Origin of the sequence: Pseudomonas saxonica, assembly GCF_007858365.1 — a bacterium.
Taxonomy (GTDB): Bacteria; Pseudomonadota; Gammaproteobacteria; order Pseudomonadales; family Pseudomonadaceae; genus Aquipseudomonas; species Aquipseudomonas saxonica.
Map to the genome: position 1 here is coordinate 119,330 of NZ_VFIO01000010.1, position 16,875 is coordinate 136,204.

Below are 16,875 nucleotides of genomic sequence, written 5' to 3' on the forward strand. Positions count from 1 at the left end.
AACGACTGACGTGAACAGGCAGTAGCAAGGATTGCACCAATCAGCGTGCCCTCCCATTCACTTGACCTGCCTCTGAGACAGAAGGTTCGTTTTTTTAACAACGAAAATAAAACGCCGAAGGTCGACAGTCTGGAGTGTAGGAGAGATGTTCGATTCTTGTAGGACAAAAATATGAATCATTGAGATGCCCGATGTAAATGGGCAAGAAACAGTCACGACGGACGGGGAGGGAGGGTGTAGCGCTCACGGGTATAAAAGCCTTTAAATGCACCGTTGCGGTGCATTTAAAGGCTGCGGTGATTAATTACCGGCGTATTCGGCGATGACTTCTTCGCGGCCATCGTTACGCAAGCCAATGACTTGATAGGCGTCCTTGTGATCGCCCATTTCCATCCCCGGGGAGCCCATCGGCATACCGGGCACGGCAATGCCCTTGAGGTCGTGACGCTTAGTCAGAGCCACCACTTGTTCGGCGGGTACGTGGCCTTCAACGAACTTGCCGTTGATGATTGCGGTGTGGCAAGAAGCCAGACGTGGCGCTACTCCGGCCTGTTGTTTGAATTGGCTCATATCGGCCTCTACATGGTCATTGACCTTGAAACCGTTGGCTTGCAGATGTGAAATCCATGACTTACAGCATCCGCAGTTGGCATCGCGGTGCACGTCGATGGTCAGTGATTCAGCAGCCTGTGCCATTGAAGTCAGCAGCAAGGCCGATAGGGCCACAAGACGCAATGGGTTTTTCATGAGCGACCTCTTAACGTAAATATAAATTCTGCACCACAGGGCCTGTCAGGCAACTGATGGCGAGATGACAGATCTGTCAGGTGGGGACAGTTTTTACGTTAAGCAAGGGGGGCGAAACATGAGGTATTGCTTTTGGCCGCTGACCGGGCACGGTCAGCGCTTTATCTGGAGAGCGGTGCTGAAGCCCTCGCGGGTCAGCACCCTTGCTGAAGGTTGCCCGCGTGCTATCTGGCCTCGCGCGGCATGCCCAAGGCGCGCTCGGCAATAATGTTGCGCTGTATTTCACTGCTGCCACCATAAATAGTGTCAGCGCGGGTGAACAGAAACAGGGCTTGCAGGCGTGTCAGTTGGTAAGGGCCCGACTCCAGCAGCTCAGCTTCAGGCCCCAGCACGTCCATCGCCAGCTTGCCCAATTCGAGGTGCCAGCTGGACCACGCCAGTTTGTAGATGGTCGCTTCGGGACGCAGGCTACCGTCCTGCACCCCCGACAGCATGCGCAACGAGTTATAGCGCAACACTCGCAAACCGCTCCAGGCGCGGGCGATGCGTTGGCGCAATATAGGGTTTTGTGCTGCTCCATTGTTCTTGGCAATGCGCACCACTTCATCCAGCTCGTTTTGGAACTGCATCTGTTGGCCCAGCGTTGAGACGCCGCGTTCGAAGCCCAGCAAGGCCATGGCAATTTTCCAGCCGTCACCGGGCTGCCCTATCAAGTTGTCTGCCGAGGTGTGGGCCTGATCAAAAAACACTTCATTGAATTCGCTGGTGCCGGTCATCTGGCGGATGGGCTGCACCCGAATGCCGGGTTGAGCCATCGGTACCAGAAAAAACGACAAGCCGCGATGGCCCACGCTACCGGCTTCAGTACGGGCCAGCACAAAGCACCAGTCAGACTCATGGGCCAGCGATGTCCAGACCTTCTGGCCGCTGATCAGCCATTGGCCGCTGTCCGTATCGAGGCTGGCGCGGGTTTTGATATTGGCTAAATCAGACCCGGCACCGGGTTCGGAGTAGCCCTGGCACCAAAAATGCTGACCGGCCAGGATCGGCGGCAAAAAACGCTGTTGTTGTTCAGGGGTACCGAAGGCGGCGATCGTCGGGCCGACCAGCCCCTCACCGATGTGGCCCATGCGACCGGGGCCACCAGCGCGGGCGTACTCTTCATAAAAGATCACTTGCTGGTTGATGCTCAAACCGCGACCGCCGTGTTCGGTGCTCCAGCCGGCACCGATCCAGCCACCACTGGCCACGACCTGTTCCCACGCCTTGCGTTGTTCTGGCGCGAAGTCCTCATCGCCCGGCCCGCCGCGAAAACGCAGGGCCTCGAATTCGCCACTCAAGTGCTGCTGCATCCACGCCGCCACCTGCTGGCGAAACTGTTCATCTGCCGCGCTAAAGCCGGTATTCATGCGCATTCTCCAAAAATCAGTTTGGCCAGTTGCTCGCGGTGAAAGTCCGGACTGCCCAACAGCTGTTCACTGGCGCGGGCACGTTTGAAATACAGGTGCGGGTCGTATTCCCAGGTGAAGCCGACGCCGCCATGCAACTGGATCGACTCCGCGGCACACTGATAAAACCCTTCGCTGGCGTGGATTTTGGCTGCGCTGGCCGCTTCGGCCAGTTCCCGACGGGCGATGGGGTCGCCATCGACTTTCAAGCATTCATCGGCAATGCAGGCGGCGTAGTAACTGGCTGAGCGTGCGCATTCAACCGCCAGCATCAGGTCAGCGCAACGGTGTTTGACGGCCTGAAAACTGGCAATGCTGCGGCCAAATTGCTCGCGGCCTTTTATGTATTCCAGCGTCAGGTCCAGTGACTGTTGAGCGCCGCCTGTCTGTTCGGCGGCCAGTCCGATGGCGGCAATGTGTAGCACATTGCGCAACAGGGGCCACCCTTGGCCGGGCTCGCTGAGTAAATGCTCATCGGTCAGGGCAACGTCTTTAAGGGTGACGGTCGCCAGGCTGCGGGTTTGATCAAGGGTCGGTTGTCGCTGGCGGCTAATGCCGGGCGTGTCCGCAGACACTGCGAACAGACGTATACCGGCTTCTCCGACACTGCCCGGAGTACGTGCGGCAATGATCAACAGGTCACACTCGGCGCCGTCGATGACGTAAAGGTAGTGGCCATTGAGGCGGTAACCGCCGCCGTGGCTCTGTGCGTAGACTTGCACGCCACCGTCATCCCAGCGTGATGAGCTGGTATAAGCCAGGCTGGCGCTGAGTTCGCCCGCTGCAATCTGCGGCAACCAGCGCGCCTTGAGCGCCTCATTCTGGCTCAGCAGCAGGGCGGGGGTGGCCAGGCAACAGGTTGCGAAGAAAGGCGAGGGCAGCAGGCGACGGCCCAGTTGTTCCTGTAACAGGCTGACTTCGACAAAGCCCAACCCAAGCCCGCCATAGGCCTCAGGAATAGCCAGCGCCGGCCAGTACAGTTCGCGGGCTATGCGCCCCCATGTGTCAGCGTCATAGCCACGCTCGCTGGCCATTGCTGTGCGCACCGCCGTGCTGTCGGCCACCTGAGCCAAAAAGCGTTCGGCAGACTGCACAATCATGCGTTGCTCGTCAGTCAGGGCTAACTCCATACGGTGGCTCTCATCAATGGATACGGTTTAAGGCGCAAGCATAGAAGTGGCGCCGGGTGTTGAAAACCTTAGGGTGGACTAGTCCATTCAGCCGTGAAAAGTCAGATCACACGGGCTGGGCGTCGACCATGACTGGCAGGCACGACCCTGCCGACACGTGCGGGCCAGACGTTTTGCTTAGTCTTAATGGACGATGATCCACTCACTGCGCATTCCCATACTGCTCCCATGCCTTAGGCCATTTCAGGAGCACTTGTGACTAGCGCAACCCACACTGCATTTCATACCGCCATCGACGCCGGCGTCGCTGAGCTGGTGATTGATCGGCCCCCCGTCAATGCGCTCAACAGCCAGCAATGGCTTGACCTGGCGCAAACGATTGAGGCCTTGGGCGCCAACCCGCAAGTACGCGTCATCGTGATCCGGGCTGAAGGCCGGGGTTTCTGCGCAGGCGTCGATATAAAGGAGCTGGACGCCAACCCGGAACTGATCGTGCAGGTCAATGCCGGTAATTACGCCACCTTCAAGGCGGTGCATCGCAATCCGGTGCCGGTGATTGTGGCCGTCCACGGCTTTGTTCTGGGCGGCGGAATTGGCATTACCGGGGCAGCCGACATCGTCGTGGCCTCCGATTGCGCCACGTTCGCCTTGCCGGAAGTAGACCGCGGCGCAATGGGCGGCGGGGCGCACTTGCAGCGCCTGTTCCCGGTGCAAAAAGTCCGTTATCTGTTCTTTACCGGCGACAAGATCGGTGCCGTTGAAGCCCAGCAGTACGGCTTTATCGAGCGCGTCGTGCCCCGTGAGCAATTACGCGAAACCGCGTTGCAAATCGCCCACAAAATCGCCAGCAAAAGCCCGGCCATGATCCGCATCGCCAAAGAGGCGCTCAACGGTATCGAAGACGGCAACCTGGAAGACAAATACCGCTGGGAGCAGGGTTTTACATTACAGGCCTACACCTGTGCGGACTCCGCTGAAACCCGCCGCGCTTTTGTTGAGAAACGCGACGCTGCGTTCTAAGGAGCTGACATGGACCTGACTTACTCGCCGAAACAAAAGGCCTTTCGACACGAGGTGCGTCAATGGCTGGCAGCCAATTTGCCCAAAAGCCCATTAGCCAGTTACGACACCCGCGAAGGCTTTGAGCAGCACCGTCAGTGGGAAGCCAAGCTCTTTGAGAACCGCCTGTCGATGGTCATGTGGCCCACCGAGCTGGGTGGGCGTGGCTGCGATCTGATTGAGTGGTTGATTTTCGAGGAAGAATATTACGGTGCCGGTGCCCCCATGCGGGTTAACCAGAACGGTCAGTTGCTGCTCGGCACGACCTTGATGGAGTTCGGCACTGAGGAGCAAAAAAAGCGCTTTCTGCCGCGCATGGCTGCCAGTGCTGATATGTGGGCTCAAGGCTGGTCTGAGCCGAACGCCGGTTCGGACATGGCCGCCATCACCAGTAAAGCCACTCGTGAGGGTGACGAGTATGTGCTCAATGGACAGAAAACCTGGTCGACCCGGGCGATTTTTGCCGACTGGCTGTTTGGCTTGTTCCGCAGCGATCCGGCGTCCAGCCGCCATCATGGTTTGTCGTTTGTCATGGTGCCGCTCAATGCGCCGGGCGTAACGGTGCGTCCAATCAAGGCGCTGAACGGCAAAGATGCGTTTGCCGAAGTGTTTTTTGATGACGTGCGTATCCCGCTGCAAAACCGTATTGGTGATGAAGGGCAGGGCTGGCACGTGGCGATGGCCACGGCTGGCTTTGAGCGGGGCTTGCTGTTGCGTTCGCCCGCCCGTTTTCAGTACACCGCCCGCAAGTTGGTGGAGTTGTATCAAAGCCATCGTGTCAGTGCCGACCGTGACCCGACGTTGGGCGAGGCGGTGTGCAAGGCGTGGTCGGACGCCCAGGCGTATGCCTTGTCCGCCTATCACACGGTGGGACGCCTGAACCGGGGTGCGCATATTGGTGCCGAGTCGAGCATCAATAAAATCATCTGGTCGGAACTTGACCTGCGCATGCACGAAACCGCCATGCGCATTCTCGGTGCCCACGGCGAACTGACCGGGCAGTTGGACGGTGGGTATAACTGGCTCGAAGGCTTTTTGTTTGCTCAGGCAGGGCCTATTTACGCCGGCACCAACGAGATCCAGCGCAACATCATCGCCGAGCGCATGCTCGGCCTGCCGAAGTGAGGCCGGGAATGGACTTTACCTTTACCGAAGACCAGCAAACGTTTCGCGAAGCCATCAGCCGTTTTTTGATGACTGAAGCTGCACCCGAAATGCTCCGCGAAATCTGGGAAACCGATCTCGGTCGCTCGCCAGACTTGCGCAACAAAATAGCTGCGCAGGGTTTGACTGCGCTTTCAGTGCCCGAAGCCTACGGCGGTTTGGGTATGGATGATGTGGCGTGGGCGTTGATGACCCAGGAACTGGGCTACTACGCCATTCCCGATTCACTCAGCGACACTGCGTATGTGGCCAGCGCGATGATTGCCGGTTTGGCAGCGGACACCGCCACACGCAGCGAGTGGCTGAGCGGCATTGCTGACGGCAGCCTGCGCATTGCCATTGGTCACCCGGTGAACCCGATGGTGGCCGATGCGGCTCACGCGGATTTGCTGCTACTGGCTCAGGGGGACGAAGTCCACGTGGTGCCCCGTAGCGAGGTCGATGTGCATCCCCTCAGCAGCCTGGATGCCTCACGGCGTCTGGCCCGTGTCAGTTGGCAGTCGACTACTTCAACGCTGGTGGCCGACGGCCCGTGTGGTCGCCATTTGTGGGCGCAAACCCTGAACCGTGGGGCGCTTTCGGTGGCGGGGCAATTGCTCGGTCTGGCCCAGCGCATGCTTGACCTCTCGGTGGACTACGCCGCGCAGCGCAAACAGTTCGGCAAGCCGATAGGCAGTTTTCAAGCGGTCAAGCATCACTTGGCCGATGTTGCCACGCAGATTGAGTTTGCCAAGCCGGTGCTATATCGCGCGGCCTATGCATTGGCTCACGGCGAGCAATACGCCAGCGTCTGGGTCTCGCAAGCGCGTCTGGCGTGCTGCGAAGCCAGTTGGCTGGCGGCCCGCCACGGTATTCAGGTGCACGGTGCCATGGGCTACACCTGGGAAGTTGACCTGCAAATGTTCATGAAGCGCGCCTGGGCGCTGGACAATGCCTGGGGCGATCGCGCCCTGCATAAAAGACGCGTGGCAGACCACGTACTCAGCGGTGCTGCGCCTCTGGGCCCAGGCCACACCTTCGAGGATTGATGATGCCCCAAGCCTATATTGTTGATGCCTTGCGCAGCCCGACCGGCAAGCGTAAAGGCGGGTTGGCCCATGTGCACGCGATTGACCTGGGCGCCCATGTGCTTAAAGCGCTGGTGGAGCGTAACCAGATCCCCGCCGACGAATACGACGACGTGATTTTTGGTTGCGTTGACACCATTGGTTCGCAGGCCGGGGACATTGCCCGCACCAGTTGGCTGGCGGCGGGCCTGCCGCTCAACGTACCGGGCACCACCATTGACCGACAGTGCGGCTCATCGCAGCAGGCGCTGCACTTTGCCGCGCAAGCCGTCATGAGCGGTACTCAGGATGTGATTGCGGTGGGTGGTGTGCAAACCATGACCCAGATTCCGATTTCATCGGCGATGTTGGCGGGGCAGCCGCTTGGGTTCAGTGATCCGTTTTCCGGCAGCAAGGGCTGGCAGGCGCGTTTTGGCAACCAGCCGGTGAATCAGTTTTACGCAGCGCAGCGCATCGCCGATCACTGGCAGATCACTCGCCAGCAGATGGAAGCCTACGCGCTGGAAAGTCATCGCCGTGCGCTGGACGCGATTGCCGGGCGCCGTTTCGTCAATGAGATCGTGCCGTGCGAAGGCGTATGGGACGATGAAACGCCGCGTCAGACCAGTCTGGCCAAAATGGCTGAGCTGGAGCCGGTGTCTGCTGAGTTCCCATCCATCACCGCGGCTGTTTCCAGTCAGACCTGTGACGCCTCGGCCGCTTTGCTGGTGGTCTCCGAGGCGGCGCTCAAGCGCTATAACCTGACCCCCAGAGCACGCATCCATCACCTGTGCGTGATGGGCGACGATCCGATCTGGCACCTCACTGCCCCCATTGCAGCCACGCGCATGGCATTGAAAAAGGCCGGTATGCGCATGCAAGACATCGATCTGGTGGAAATTAACGAAGCCTTTGCGTCTGTGGTGATGGCATGGGCCAAGGAGCTGGATTATGACCCGGCTCGCACCAATGCCAATGGCGGAGCCATTGCCCTGGGGCACCCGTTGGGCGCCAGTGGTGCCCGGTTGATGACCAGCCTGCTCAATCAGTTGGAGCGCAGTGGCGGCCGTTATGGGTTGCAGACCATGTGCGAAGGCGGCGGGCAAGCCAACGTAACCATCATTGAGCGTCTTTAGGAGTACCGAGATGGCCATTTGTGAAGGACGTACCGTGATTATTACTGGCGCGGGGGGTGGTTTGGGCCGCGCCTATGCGCTGGCGTTTGCCGAACAGGGCGCCAATGTGGTGGTCAATGACATTCGCCGTGAAGCGGCCGAAGACGTGGTGGGCGAGATTCGCCAGCGCGGCGGGCAAGCGATCGCCAACGCGGATGACATCACCACGGTTGCGACGGCGCAGTTGATTGTCGATGCCGCACTGGCCGCCTTTGGTGAAGTTCATGTGTTGGTTAACAACGCCGGGATCTTGCGTGACCGTATGTTTATCAGTCTGGGCGAAGACGATTGGGATGCGGTGATGCGCGTGCACCTCAAGGGGCACTTTTGCCTGGCCAACATTCTGGGCAAGCGCTGGCGCGATCAGGCCAAGGCCGGGCAGCCCGTGGACGCGCGGATTATCAATACCAGTTCGGGTGCAGGTTTGCAGGGTTCGGTGGGGCAGTCCAATTACAGTGCGGCCAAAGGCGGTATTGCCGCGCTGACGCTGGTGCAAGCGGCTGAGCTGGCGCGTTATGGCGTCACGGCTAATGCGTTGGCCCCGGCGGCGCGCACCTCGATGACTGAAAGTGCAATGCCGGACGTTGTGAAAAAGCCGGAAGACGGCGGGTTTGATGCCTGGGCGCCAGAAAACGTCGCGCCGTTGGTGGTGTGGCTGGGCAGCAGCCTGTCGCGGGATGTGACTGGGCAAATCATTGAGAGCCAGGGCGGGCGGCTGTCGCTGGGCGATGGCTGGCGCACGGGCGTGACCCGTGACAAGGGCGCGCAGTGGCAGCCTGAAGAAGTGGGCGTGGCCATGAGCCAGATATTAGCTGAAGCGCCGAAGCCGCAAAGGGTTTGGGGCAGCTGAGATCCCTTGCCCTCACCCCAGCCCTCTCCCGGAGGGAGAGGGGGCTAGAAGCGGATCTGCTTTTGCCTTTAGTCCCCTCTCCCTTTGGGAGAGGGCTAGGGTGAGGGGCTTTTGTTTGCCATCACAATAAGAGAATTCAACCATGAGACAAGCACCTCCCTACGTCCCCGGCCACCAGCTTTTGGCAGGCAAGTCGATCCTGATCACCGCCGCAGCCGGTGCAGGTATCGGCTATGCCGCCGCCAAACGCTGCGCCGAAGAAGGCTGTCGCGCCTTGATGATTTCCGATATTCACCCGCGTCGTCTCGAAGAAGCGGTTGAGCGCTTGAAAGCCGAAACCGGCCTGCAAGCGGTCTTCGGTCAACTGTGCAACGTCACGGTTGAAGCCGACGTGCAAGCCCTTGTCGCCGCTGCCGAAGACGCCTTGGGCGGCGTCGATGTACTGATCAACAACGCAGGTCTGGGCGGCCAGGTGCGTCTCACCGAAATGACCGATCAACAATGGTCTTCTGTGCTCGACATCACCCTCACCGGCACCATGCGCATGACCCGCGCCATGCTGCCGCACATGGAGCGTCGTGGCGCCGGAGCTATCGTCAACAACGCCTCGGTACTGGGCTGGCGGGCGCAAAAAGAACAGGCCCATTACGCCGCGGCCAAGGCCGGGGTGATGGCACTGACCCGTTGCAGCGCGCTGGAAGCTGCCGAGAGCGGTGTGCGGATCAATGCCGTCGCGCCGTCGATTGCGCTGCATGACTTTCTGAAAAAAGCCTCCAGCAGCGAGCTGCTCGAACAACTGACCAGCCGCGAAGCCTTTGGGCGCGCGGCCGAAGTTTGGGAAGTGGCCAACGTCATGGTGTTTTTGGCCAGCGATTACGCCTCTTACATGGTCGGTGAAGTGTTGCCGGTCAGTTCGCAGCAGGCTTGAGGTGAACCCATGAGCACACTCTTCAGCAGCGCCGCGCAATTGCTTGCCGCACAGGGACAGGATCTGGGCCGTACCGACTGGCTGGAACTGACTCAGGAGCGCATTAACCTGTTCGCCGAAGCCACGGGCGATCATCAGTGGATTCATGTCGACCCTGAGCGTGCTGCCAGCGGCCCGTTTGGTGCCTGCATTGCCCACGGCTATCTGACGCTGGCCCTGGCCAATCTGTTTATGCCGCAATTGATGCAGTTCGACAATCTGGCCATGGGTGTCAATTACGGCAGCGACCGCTTGCGCTTTCCGGCGGTGGTCAAAGTCGGCTCGCGGGTGCGCGGGCATGGCCAGATCGTGCAGGTCGAGGTGCTCGGAGCTGCCTTGCAGGCGGTGGTGCGCATCAGCGTTGAAATCGAAGGCAGCGAGCGCCCCGGCTGTGTGGTGGACACCATCAGCCGTTACACCTTCAACCCTATTGAACAGTGAGTGGTGAGCATGAATTTGAATGACGTTGTGATCGTCTCCACGGCCCGTACGGCCCTGACCAAATCCTTCCGTGGCTCGTTCAACGACACCGAAGCCCCGGTGCTCGGTGGCCATGTGGTGCGTGCGGTGGTTGAGCGAGCGGGCATCGAGCCTGGCTCGGTCGAGGACGTGATCATGGGCGCTGCGGCGCAACAAGGCACCCAGGGCTACAACATTGGCCGTTTGTGCGCCAATACCGGCGGCTTGCCAAACACCGTACCGGGCATGGCCATTGACCGTATGTGCGCCTCGGGGTTGATGAGTATCGGTGTGGCGGCCAAGGGCATCATGACCGGCGAAATGTCGATTGCGGTCGCGGGCGGTGTCGAGTCGCTGTCATTGACTCAAAATAAATACAAAAACACCTACCGGGCGCAGTCCGAAGCGGTGCTCGCGTGCATGCCTACGGCGTATATCCCGATGCTCGAAACTGCCGAGATTGTGGCTCGACGCTACAACATCAGCCGTGAGGTGCAGGATCAGTACTCGCTGCAAAGCCAGCAGCGTACGGCTGCCGCACAGGCCGCCGGGTTGTTTGCCGAGGAGATTGTGCCCTTGGCCGCGCGCAAGCTGTGCTTTGACAAGGAAGGCAAACCCAGTGGCCATGAAGAGGTGGTGGCCGACCGTGACGAGTGCAATCGCCCCTCGACCACCCTTGAAGACCTGGCCGCGTTGAAACCTGTGTGGAAAGACGGCAAATGGGTGCAGCAGGGCGAGTTCATCACCGCTGGCAACGCTTCGCAATTCTCCGATGGCGCCGCCGCCGTATTGTTGATGAGCCGCGCCGAGGCCAAGCAGCGTGGGATCGAAGCGCTGGGTACTTATCGCGGGATCGCGGTCAGTGGTTGTGCGCCGGAAGAAATGGGCATTGGGCCGGTGTTTGCCATCCCCAAATTGCTCAAGCGCTTTGGCCTGACGGTGTCGGACATCGACCTGTGGGAGATCAACGAAGCGTTCGCCTGCCAAGTGGTGTACTGCCGCGACTTTTTGCAGATTCCCAATGACCGCCTGAACGTCAACGGCGGGGCGATTTCCATTGGCCACCCGTTCGGTATGTCCGGGGCGCGAATGGTCGGCCACAGCCTGCTGGAAGGACGGCGCCGGGGCGCGCGGTTTGTGGTGGTAGCCATGTGCATTGGCGGCGGCATGGGCGCTGCGGGGTTGTTTGAGCTGAGTTGAGGAGGTGGTCGCGGCCATTGCGGCACCCTTAAGAGATTTATTTCAAACTTTTACGGTATAACGGCCCATGCGTTTTTTCTGAGGGCGATCCGTTATGCAAACACCTTCACAACGGCCGCTGTGGAAGATCTACCTGATCTTCCTCGCGCCGATGGTGCTGTCCAACTTCCTGCAAAGCTTTTCAGGGACGCTTAATGGGATTTATGTCGGGCAATTGCTCGGCACTCAGGCACTGGCGGCTGTGTCGGGGATGTTTCCCATCGTGTTTTTCTTTATCGCCCTGGTGATTGGTCTCGGCGCCGGTGCGTCGGTGTTGATCGGTCAGGCATGGGGGGCGGGGGAAACGTCGCTGGTGAAAAAAGTCACCGGGGCCACGTTGACCTTGGGCGCGATCATCGGGCTGGTGGCGGCGGTACTGGGCAGCTTTTTGGCTCGCCCTGCACTGCAGGGGCTGGGCACTCCGATAGACGTGCTGGAAGATGCAGTGGCCTATGCGCGGGTGATGATGCTGATCATGCCGCTCTTGCTGGTGTTTATTCTGTTCACGCAACTGTTGAGGGGCATCAGTGACACGATTTCGCCCTTGCTGGCGTTGATCGTGTCGACGGCAGTAGGCCTGTTACTGACCCCGGCGTTGATTCTCGGCTGGTTGGGCATCGCGCCCATGGGCATCCAAAGCGCGGCATTGGCCGGGCTAGTGGGCAATGCCCTGGCGATGGGTTTTCTGGTGCTGCGTCTGCGCCATAAACGCAGTGCGATGGCGCCGGATCGGGAACTCTTTGCGGCGTTGCGTCTGGACTGGACCATTTTGAGCAAAGTCTTGCGCATCGGCTTGCCGACCGGGGTGCAGATGGTGGTGCTGTCGCTTTCCGAGCTGGTGATTCTGGCATTGGTCAACAGCCATGGCTCATCCGCCACGGCGGCCTACGGTGCGGTCACGCAGATCGTCAATTATGTGCAGTTCCCGGCGTTGTCGATTGCCATCACGGCGTCGATTCTGGGGGCACAAGCGATCGGGGCAGGGCACGTGGAGCGTATCGGCCCGATCCTGCGCACCGGTCTGCTGATCAATCTTTGCCTGACCGGTGCGCTGGTGCTGTTGGGTTATGGGTTGTCCAACTGGCTGCTGGGGCTGTTCATCACCGACGTAGATGCGCTGATCAGGGCAGAACACCTTTTGCACATCATGCTCTGGAGCATTCTGGTGTTTGGCTTTCAAGCCGTCATCGGTGGGATCATGCGAGCCAGTGGCGTGGTAGTGGTGCCTATGGGTATCACACTGTTTTGTGTGCTGTGCATCGAATTACCTGTGGCCTACGCGCTGGATGCCCATTTTGGCCTTCAAGGGGTGTGGATGGCGTTCCCTGTGACCTATATCGCCATGCTGATTCTGCAAACCCTGTATTACCGGCTGGTGTGGAGGCACAAGCAGATTCAGCGCCTGATTTAACCGGCCCCTGATGCAGAGGCCGTTTTTATCAGCTTGGGCCTTGAGTGAAGACCTCTGTGACACTCCGCCGACGAGCGTTCTGTTCGCTGGCTTTGATCAAGGCTTCAAGGTCTTCAGGGGTTACATCGATAAAGGCCTCCATTTGCTCCAGGGCTTTTTGCAAGTCCTGTGCAGTGATCCCCGGATCTCCGGCAGCGGCCTGAGCCGCGGGGGCGGCGGTTTCAGATTTTTTCGGGTAGCGCACCCGTGTCAGGTTGTTATAGGCCATTGCCGCTACCAGCATGCACGCAGCCGCCAGCATCACCGGTTCCAGTACGGCCCAGCCCAGGCTGGCACTGGCCGGGTCCGCCAGCACGATCAGCAGGCTCAGCGCCCCGGCAGGCGGGTGCAGACACCGCAACAGGCACATGGCTATCAGGCTCACGCCCGCTGCCAGACACGCGCTGTTCAGGTCGCGCCCTAAAAAGTGCACCACCACCAAGGACACCAGCGTGGCACAGAAATAGCCGCCCAGAATTGACCAGGGCTGCGCCAGCGCGCCTGAAGAGACGGCAAACAACAATATTGCGGATGCCCCCAATGGGCCGATCAAGTGCATAGCGACCGGCAGGCCGAAAAAAAGGCTACAGACCCAGACACTCATCAGGGTTCCCATGGATACGCCGATGGCAGCGCGGCTCCATTCGGTAGGTCGGGTATGGGTAGAAGCAGGCAACAGCCGGCTGATCCAGCGGGTTTGCATGGTGATGAGAATCCGGTTTTGATGGGCGTAAAGATGAAAAAAGGGCTTGGCGGGTGTCCCGGCAAGCCCTTGAAATGTCCCTTCATGTGGGGGAGGAACGCGTGAAGTCTGCCCACTGCCCAGCCAATCTGCAAATTCATAATAATGAGCTTTAACTGCATTATTTTTGAGCTTAAGCCGCCTTTCATCCGTTCACGATGATGTGATGCACCTGAAACTAGGGAGGCGTTGCCGACACGTGATTGGGGTTCTCAGACGCCAATTTGCCCAGCACGCGCTCATAGACCTCGTTGTTTAACAGTCGTCCCTCGATAACGTCGCGCAAGCTTTCGTTATTGGCCAAGGGGACCTTGAGCATCAACAATGCATCGCGCAGCTTGACCAGTCTGCTCAGTTCCGGGGCGTCTATCGGATCGGGGCAGTCTGGCGTCGGGGCTGCGCCACACACGTCGGGTTCAAGTGCAGGCTTAGTCTGGGCAAACAAAGAATAACTCATCGTGTCGTGCTCCCTAAGTAAGGCTATTTGGACAATACCGGGCAGTGGCCAGGGGAAAAGTGTCAACCAAACAGTCAGTGCTTTGTTGGCAAAATATCCATGGGCTGATCGGTATTTGGGCTATCTGAGGGGGTGGTTCAGATCTGGACTCTCAACTGTATGGGGGCAGAGCTCGTGAATGCCGTTCATCGCGATACAAACAGTGACATATCGGGCATTTACTTGGTTTGGGATCTGGGATTTGTGCAAACGATTGTAAAGGGCCCGGCCACCTCAGTCTTGTCAGTCAATGCGTAACTATCAATAAGATTTACGGAGATGTTCGTGGGATTATTCAGCGTGAAAAGGAGGAGTTTTGAAGGGCTTAATTCGTACACCGGCTAAGGCGAATTCGGTACTTCAAGGGATGTAATTTTTTACGCCCAAGTACGCTCAGGTAATAAAGTGAAGTATTTTTTCGCAGGTGTAATGGCTCACGGTCAATGGGCTCCTGTCGCCAATGCCTACTTATAGAGGGGTGTCATTGACTGGAACAGGCCATTTCGGCTGCAGGGCCTGGAAAAATGAAAGATGGCAGATGGGTATCCGTTTCAGCAGAATCCGAGGGGCTCCAAGGGATGAATACGTTCATGGAGGGAATTTCTTGCTGCGATCGCACTCCATTAGCGCCGGCGGAGCCCTTTTTTATCGCTTTTAAGGTTTTGCTGGACAAATAGATGTCATTTCAGTTGCTGAGTCGATAACTCGGCCTTAGACTGCCGCCCCTCGTAAATTGAGTGCCGGGTGGCGCTTGAAACAGATGGCACCTGACGGGTTGGGGCGAATATCGGTCAGAACGCTCCCCAGTTCGCCTTAATGCACGTATTTTTTATAGAGAAATCAATGACAAAGGATAAGTTGCTGGCCATGCCGGCGGATGACTACATGAATGCCGAGCAACATGCTTTTTTCAGCGAGCTGTTGCAAAACATGAAGGTTGAAACCCACGAGCGTATCGAGCAGAACCGTATCGCGATTGAAAGCCTGGATACCCCGGCCGACCCTGCGGACGCTGCTTCGGTAGAAGAAGAGCGCACCTGGCTGGTGAACTCTATCGATCGTGATCAACGTATGCTGCCTCAGTTGGAGCAAGCGCTGGAGCGCATTAAAGAAGACAGCTTCGGCTGGTGCGATGACAGCGGCGAAGCCATTGGCCTTAAGCGCCTGCTGATCAGCCCGACCACCAAGTACTGCATCGAAGCTCAAGAGCGTCACGAGCAAATCGACAAGCACCAGCGTCAGGCCTAAGCGCCAGCGGAGGTGTTCTCAATGGTTTTGCGCAGCGCGCAAACTGAATGAGAACACCTCTGACGTTCTCGTAACCCGAGTGGTTTCGGTTTTTGCCCCACGCGACAGTCATTCGTACTGTTGTTCAGCACCCCCTCGCAGTAATCCGTGCACATACAATCTTAGGGTCTTGAACTGGTCGCTGGTGCTGAGCACCCTTATATTTGGCCGCGCATTTGTGCGTGCAACTGAATAAGAAGAGGGCAGCATTCATGGGCAATTCCAGCAACACGGGATGTGTGTTGCGTGTCGGTATCTTTTTTGACGGGACGGCGAATAACACCTTCAACAGTCAACTGGGCCAAGCGCTTAAAGCGCAGGGCCTGAGGGTTGACGAGGGCAGCAGCTATGAGGGCATTGCCACTAATATTGCCCGGTTGCATCAGTGTTACCCGGTGCAATCATCCTTTGATACCACGGGCAAGGCCGTCACTTCGCTGTATGTCAGCGGCATTGGCACCACCACCGGCAAGGCGGATACACGCTTTCCGGCGCAGACCTATGGGCGCGGCAGCACGGGTGTGCTGGGCAAGGCGCAGGAGGCTCAGGCACAACTGAATCAGTGCCTGACAACGTTCGTGCAGGCGCTGGCGCCTCACGCCCTGAGTCGCTTGCAACTGGATATTTTTGGTTTCAGTCGAGGTGCAGCAGCGGCCCGACATTTCATTAATGAAATCAACGCGACTGATTTCGCAGAGCACTTTGCGCTGGCGGACGACTTTACGTGCCAGGTCTGTTTTGTCGGGCTGTTCGATACCGTCGCTGCCATGGGGGGGCTGGCCGATTTGGGCGATATTGGCGACGACATCAATCCGGGGCTTAACCTGTATCTGGGCCCTGAGTGCGCGCATCAGGTGGTGCAGCTCTGTGCCAGAGACGAACAACGGAGAAATTTCGCACTGAGCCGAATTGCGCCACAGTGGCCGCTGGATATAGCCCTGCCGGGTGTGCACGCCGATGTGGGCGGCGGTTACCCGATGGAGATGGCGGAGCAGGTGTATCTGACCCGTTGGCACACCAATCTGGTCAGCCCTTCGACGCCACTCACCATGACCCGTGCGTGGGCGGTTGCCGAGACCGACCTGGCTGACTGGCAGCGTCAAGACTTGCTGGACCCCCAGGACCCGAGTCGGCTGCTGGAGATACGCAGCGAGTCACACCGCACCGGCTCTCGCCAAGACCCGATGCAGCGTGTGCAGGCGGCAGTCTTCATGCAGCGCCGGGTATTGGGTCATTTGTCGCGGGTGTACCTGCGGATCATGCACGGGTTGGCTTGCGATCAGGGGGTGCCGTTGCGCGCATTGACCGTCGCCGAGGCTGATATACCCGACGAACTGTCAGCAATCGCCGTCAGCCTTGAGGCTCAGCTGCGTACGGGCGTTATTGAACTCAGCGCTGATCAGGAGCGTCTGTTGCGCCAACGCTACATTCATTGCTCGGCCAACTGGAATGCGGGCGTGGGCATGGGGACGGGGGTGATGGATCAGGCTTTTTTCAATAGGCCAAGTGAGGGCGGGCGCTCGGTGTTCGATCAGCCAATACCGCAAAATGGATGGGTCTGAGGCAGGGATTGTTACCGCTGATGCAATTGAGCTATGCCACAGATAGCTTTTTCC

At 58.8% G+C, this 16,875-nt stretch carries 16 protein-coding genes; 11 read left to right on the forward strand and 5 right to left on the reverse strand.

Going from position 1 to position 16,875, the window contains the following annotated elements:
* Positions 1–300: 300 nt before the first annotated feature.
* The 3 genes from FJD38_RS20320 to FJD38_RS20330 all read right to left on the reverse strand — a co-directional run bounded on the left by FJD38_RS20320 (position 301) and on the right by FJD38_RS20330 (position 3,325).
* Positions 301–747: a DUF411 domain-containing protein gene (locus FJD38_RS20320; RefSeq protein ID WP_122783655.1), complete on the reverse strand. Its 447-nt coding sequence runs from the start codon at positions 745–747 to the stop codon at positions 301–303.
* Between the two features lie 224 nt (positions 748–971).
* The gene (locus tag FJD38_RS20325; RefSeq protein WP_146387161.1) at positions 972–2,156 is read right to left on the reverse strand and encodes an acyl-CoA dehydrogenase family protein; all 1,185 of its coding nucleotides are present in this window, start codon (positions 2,154–2,156) and stop codon (positions 972–974) included.
* Entirely contained in the window at positions 2,153–3,325 is a 1,173-nt protein-coding gene (locus FJD38_RS20330; protein ID WP_122783653.1) for an acyl-CoA dehydrogenase family protein, read from the reverse strand. Before FJD38_RS20330 ends, FJD38_RS20325 begins: the two co-directional genes overlap by 4 nt.
* A 255-nt stretch (positions 3,326–3,580) precedes the next feature.
* On the opposite strand from FJD38_RS20330, the gene FJD38_RS20335 reads away from it, so the two are divergent.
* The 9 genes from FJD38_RS20335 (at position 3,581) to FJD38_RS20375 (ending at position 12,695) form a co-directional block, all read left to right on the forward strand.
* Positions 3,581–4,345, forward strand: a complete 765-nt coding sequence (locus FJD38_RS20335) for an enoyl-CoA hydratase family protein (RefSeq protein ID WP_122783652.1) — start codon at positions 3,581–3,583, stop codon at positions 4,343–4,345.
* A gap of 9 nt (positions 4,346–4,354) precedes the next feature.
* The gene (locus FJD38_RS20340) at positions 4,355–5,509 is read left to right on the forward strand and encodes an acyl-CoA dehydrogenase family protein (RefSeq protein WP_122783651.1); all 1,155 of its coding nucleotides are present in this window, start codon (positions 4,355–4,357) and stop codon (positions 5,507–5,509) included.
* 8 nt (positions 5,510–5,517) lie between these two features.
* The gene (locus tag FJD38_RS20345; protein ID WP_146387163.1) at positions 5,518–6,576 is read left to right on the forward strand and encodes an acyl-CoA dehydrogenase family protein; all 1,059 of its coding nucleotides are present in this window, start codon (positions 5,518–5,520) and stop codon (positions 6,574–6,576) included.
* A gap of 2 nt (positions 6,577–6,578) precedes the next feature.
* Entirely contained in the window at positions 6,579–7,730 is a 1,152-nt protein-coding gene (locus tag FJD38_RS20350) for an acetyl-CoA C-acetyltransferase (RefSeq protein WP_122783649.1), read from the forward strand.
* A gap of 10 nt (positions 7,731–7,740) precedes the next feature.
* Positions 7,741–8,619, forward strand: a complete 879-nt coding sequence (locus FJD38_RS20355; RefSeq protein WP_146387164.1) for an SDR family oxidoreductase — start codon at positions 7,741–7,743, stop codon at positions 8,617–8,619.
* A 142-nt stretch (positions 8,620–8,761) separates the two neighbouring features.
* Complete coding sequence (locus FJD38_RS20360; RefSeq protein WP_122783647.1) at positions 8,762–9,547, forward strand: SDR family oxidoreductase; 786 nt, start codon at positions 8,762–8,764, stop codon at positions 9,545–9,547.
* A gap of 9 nt (positions 9,548–9,556) precedes the next feature.
* Positions 9,557–10,027 (forward strand): MaoC family dehydratase, encoded by a 471-nt coding sequence (locus FJD38_RS20365; RefSeq protein ID WP_122783646.1) that lies wholly within the window; start codon positions 9,557–9,559, stop codon positions 10,025–10,027.
* 9 nt (positions 10,028–10,036) lie between these two features.
* Positions 10,037–11,245: an acetyl-CoA C-acyltransferase gene (locus FJD38_RS20370; protein ID WP_122783667.1), complete on the forward strand. Its 1,209-nt coding sequence runs from the start codon at positions 10,037–10,039 to the stop codon at positions 11,243–11,245.
* A 94-nt stretch (positions 11,246–11,339) separates the two neighbouring features.
* Positions 11,340–12,695: an MATE family efflux transporter gene (locus FJD38_RS20375; protein WP_122783645.1), complete on the forward strand. Its 1,356-nt coding sequence runs from the start codon at positions 11,340–11,342 to the stop codon at positions 12,693–12,695.
* 28 nt (positions 12,696–12,723) lie between these two features.
* On the opposite strand, the gene FJD38_RS20380 is transcribed toward FJD38_RS20375, so the two are convergent.
* Positions 12,724–13,437, reverse strand: coding sequence for an HPP family protein (locus FJD38_RS20380; protein WP_146387166.1), 714 nt, complete (start codon positions 13,435–13,437; stop codon positions 12,724–12,726).
* A gap of 217 nt (positions 13,438–13,654) precedes the next feature.
* Positions 13,655–13,933, reverse strand: a complete 279-nt coding sequence (locus tag FJD38_RS20385; protein WP_122783643.1) for a type VI secretion system contractile sheath small subunit — start codon at positions 13,931–13,933, stop codon at positions 13,655–13,657.
* Positions 13,934–14,815: 882 nt separating this feature from the next.
* Here FJD38_RS20385 and FJD38_RS20390 point away from each other — a divergent pair.
* Both FJD38_RS20390 and FJD38_RS20395 read left to right on the forward strand, forming a co-directional pair.
* Entirely contained in the window at positions 14,816–15,220 is a 405-nt protein-coding gene (locus FJD38_RS20390) for a TraR/DksA family transcriptional regulator (RefSeq protein ID WP_122783642.1), read from the forward strand.
* 251 nt (positions 15,221–15,471) lie between these two features.
* A complete protein-coding gene (locus tag FJD38_RS20395; RefSeq protein ID WP_146387168.1) occupies positions 15,472–16,821 on the forward strand; it encodes a DUF2235 domain-containing protein in 1,350 nt (449 codons plus the stop codon).
* Positions 16,822–16,875 lie beyond the last annotated feature (54 nt).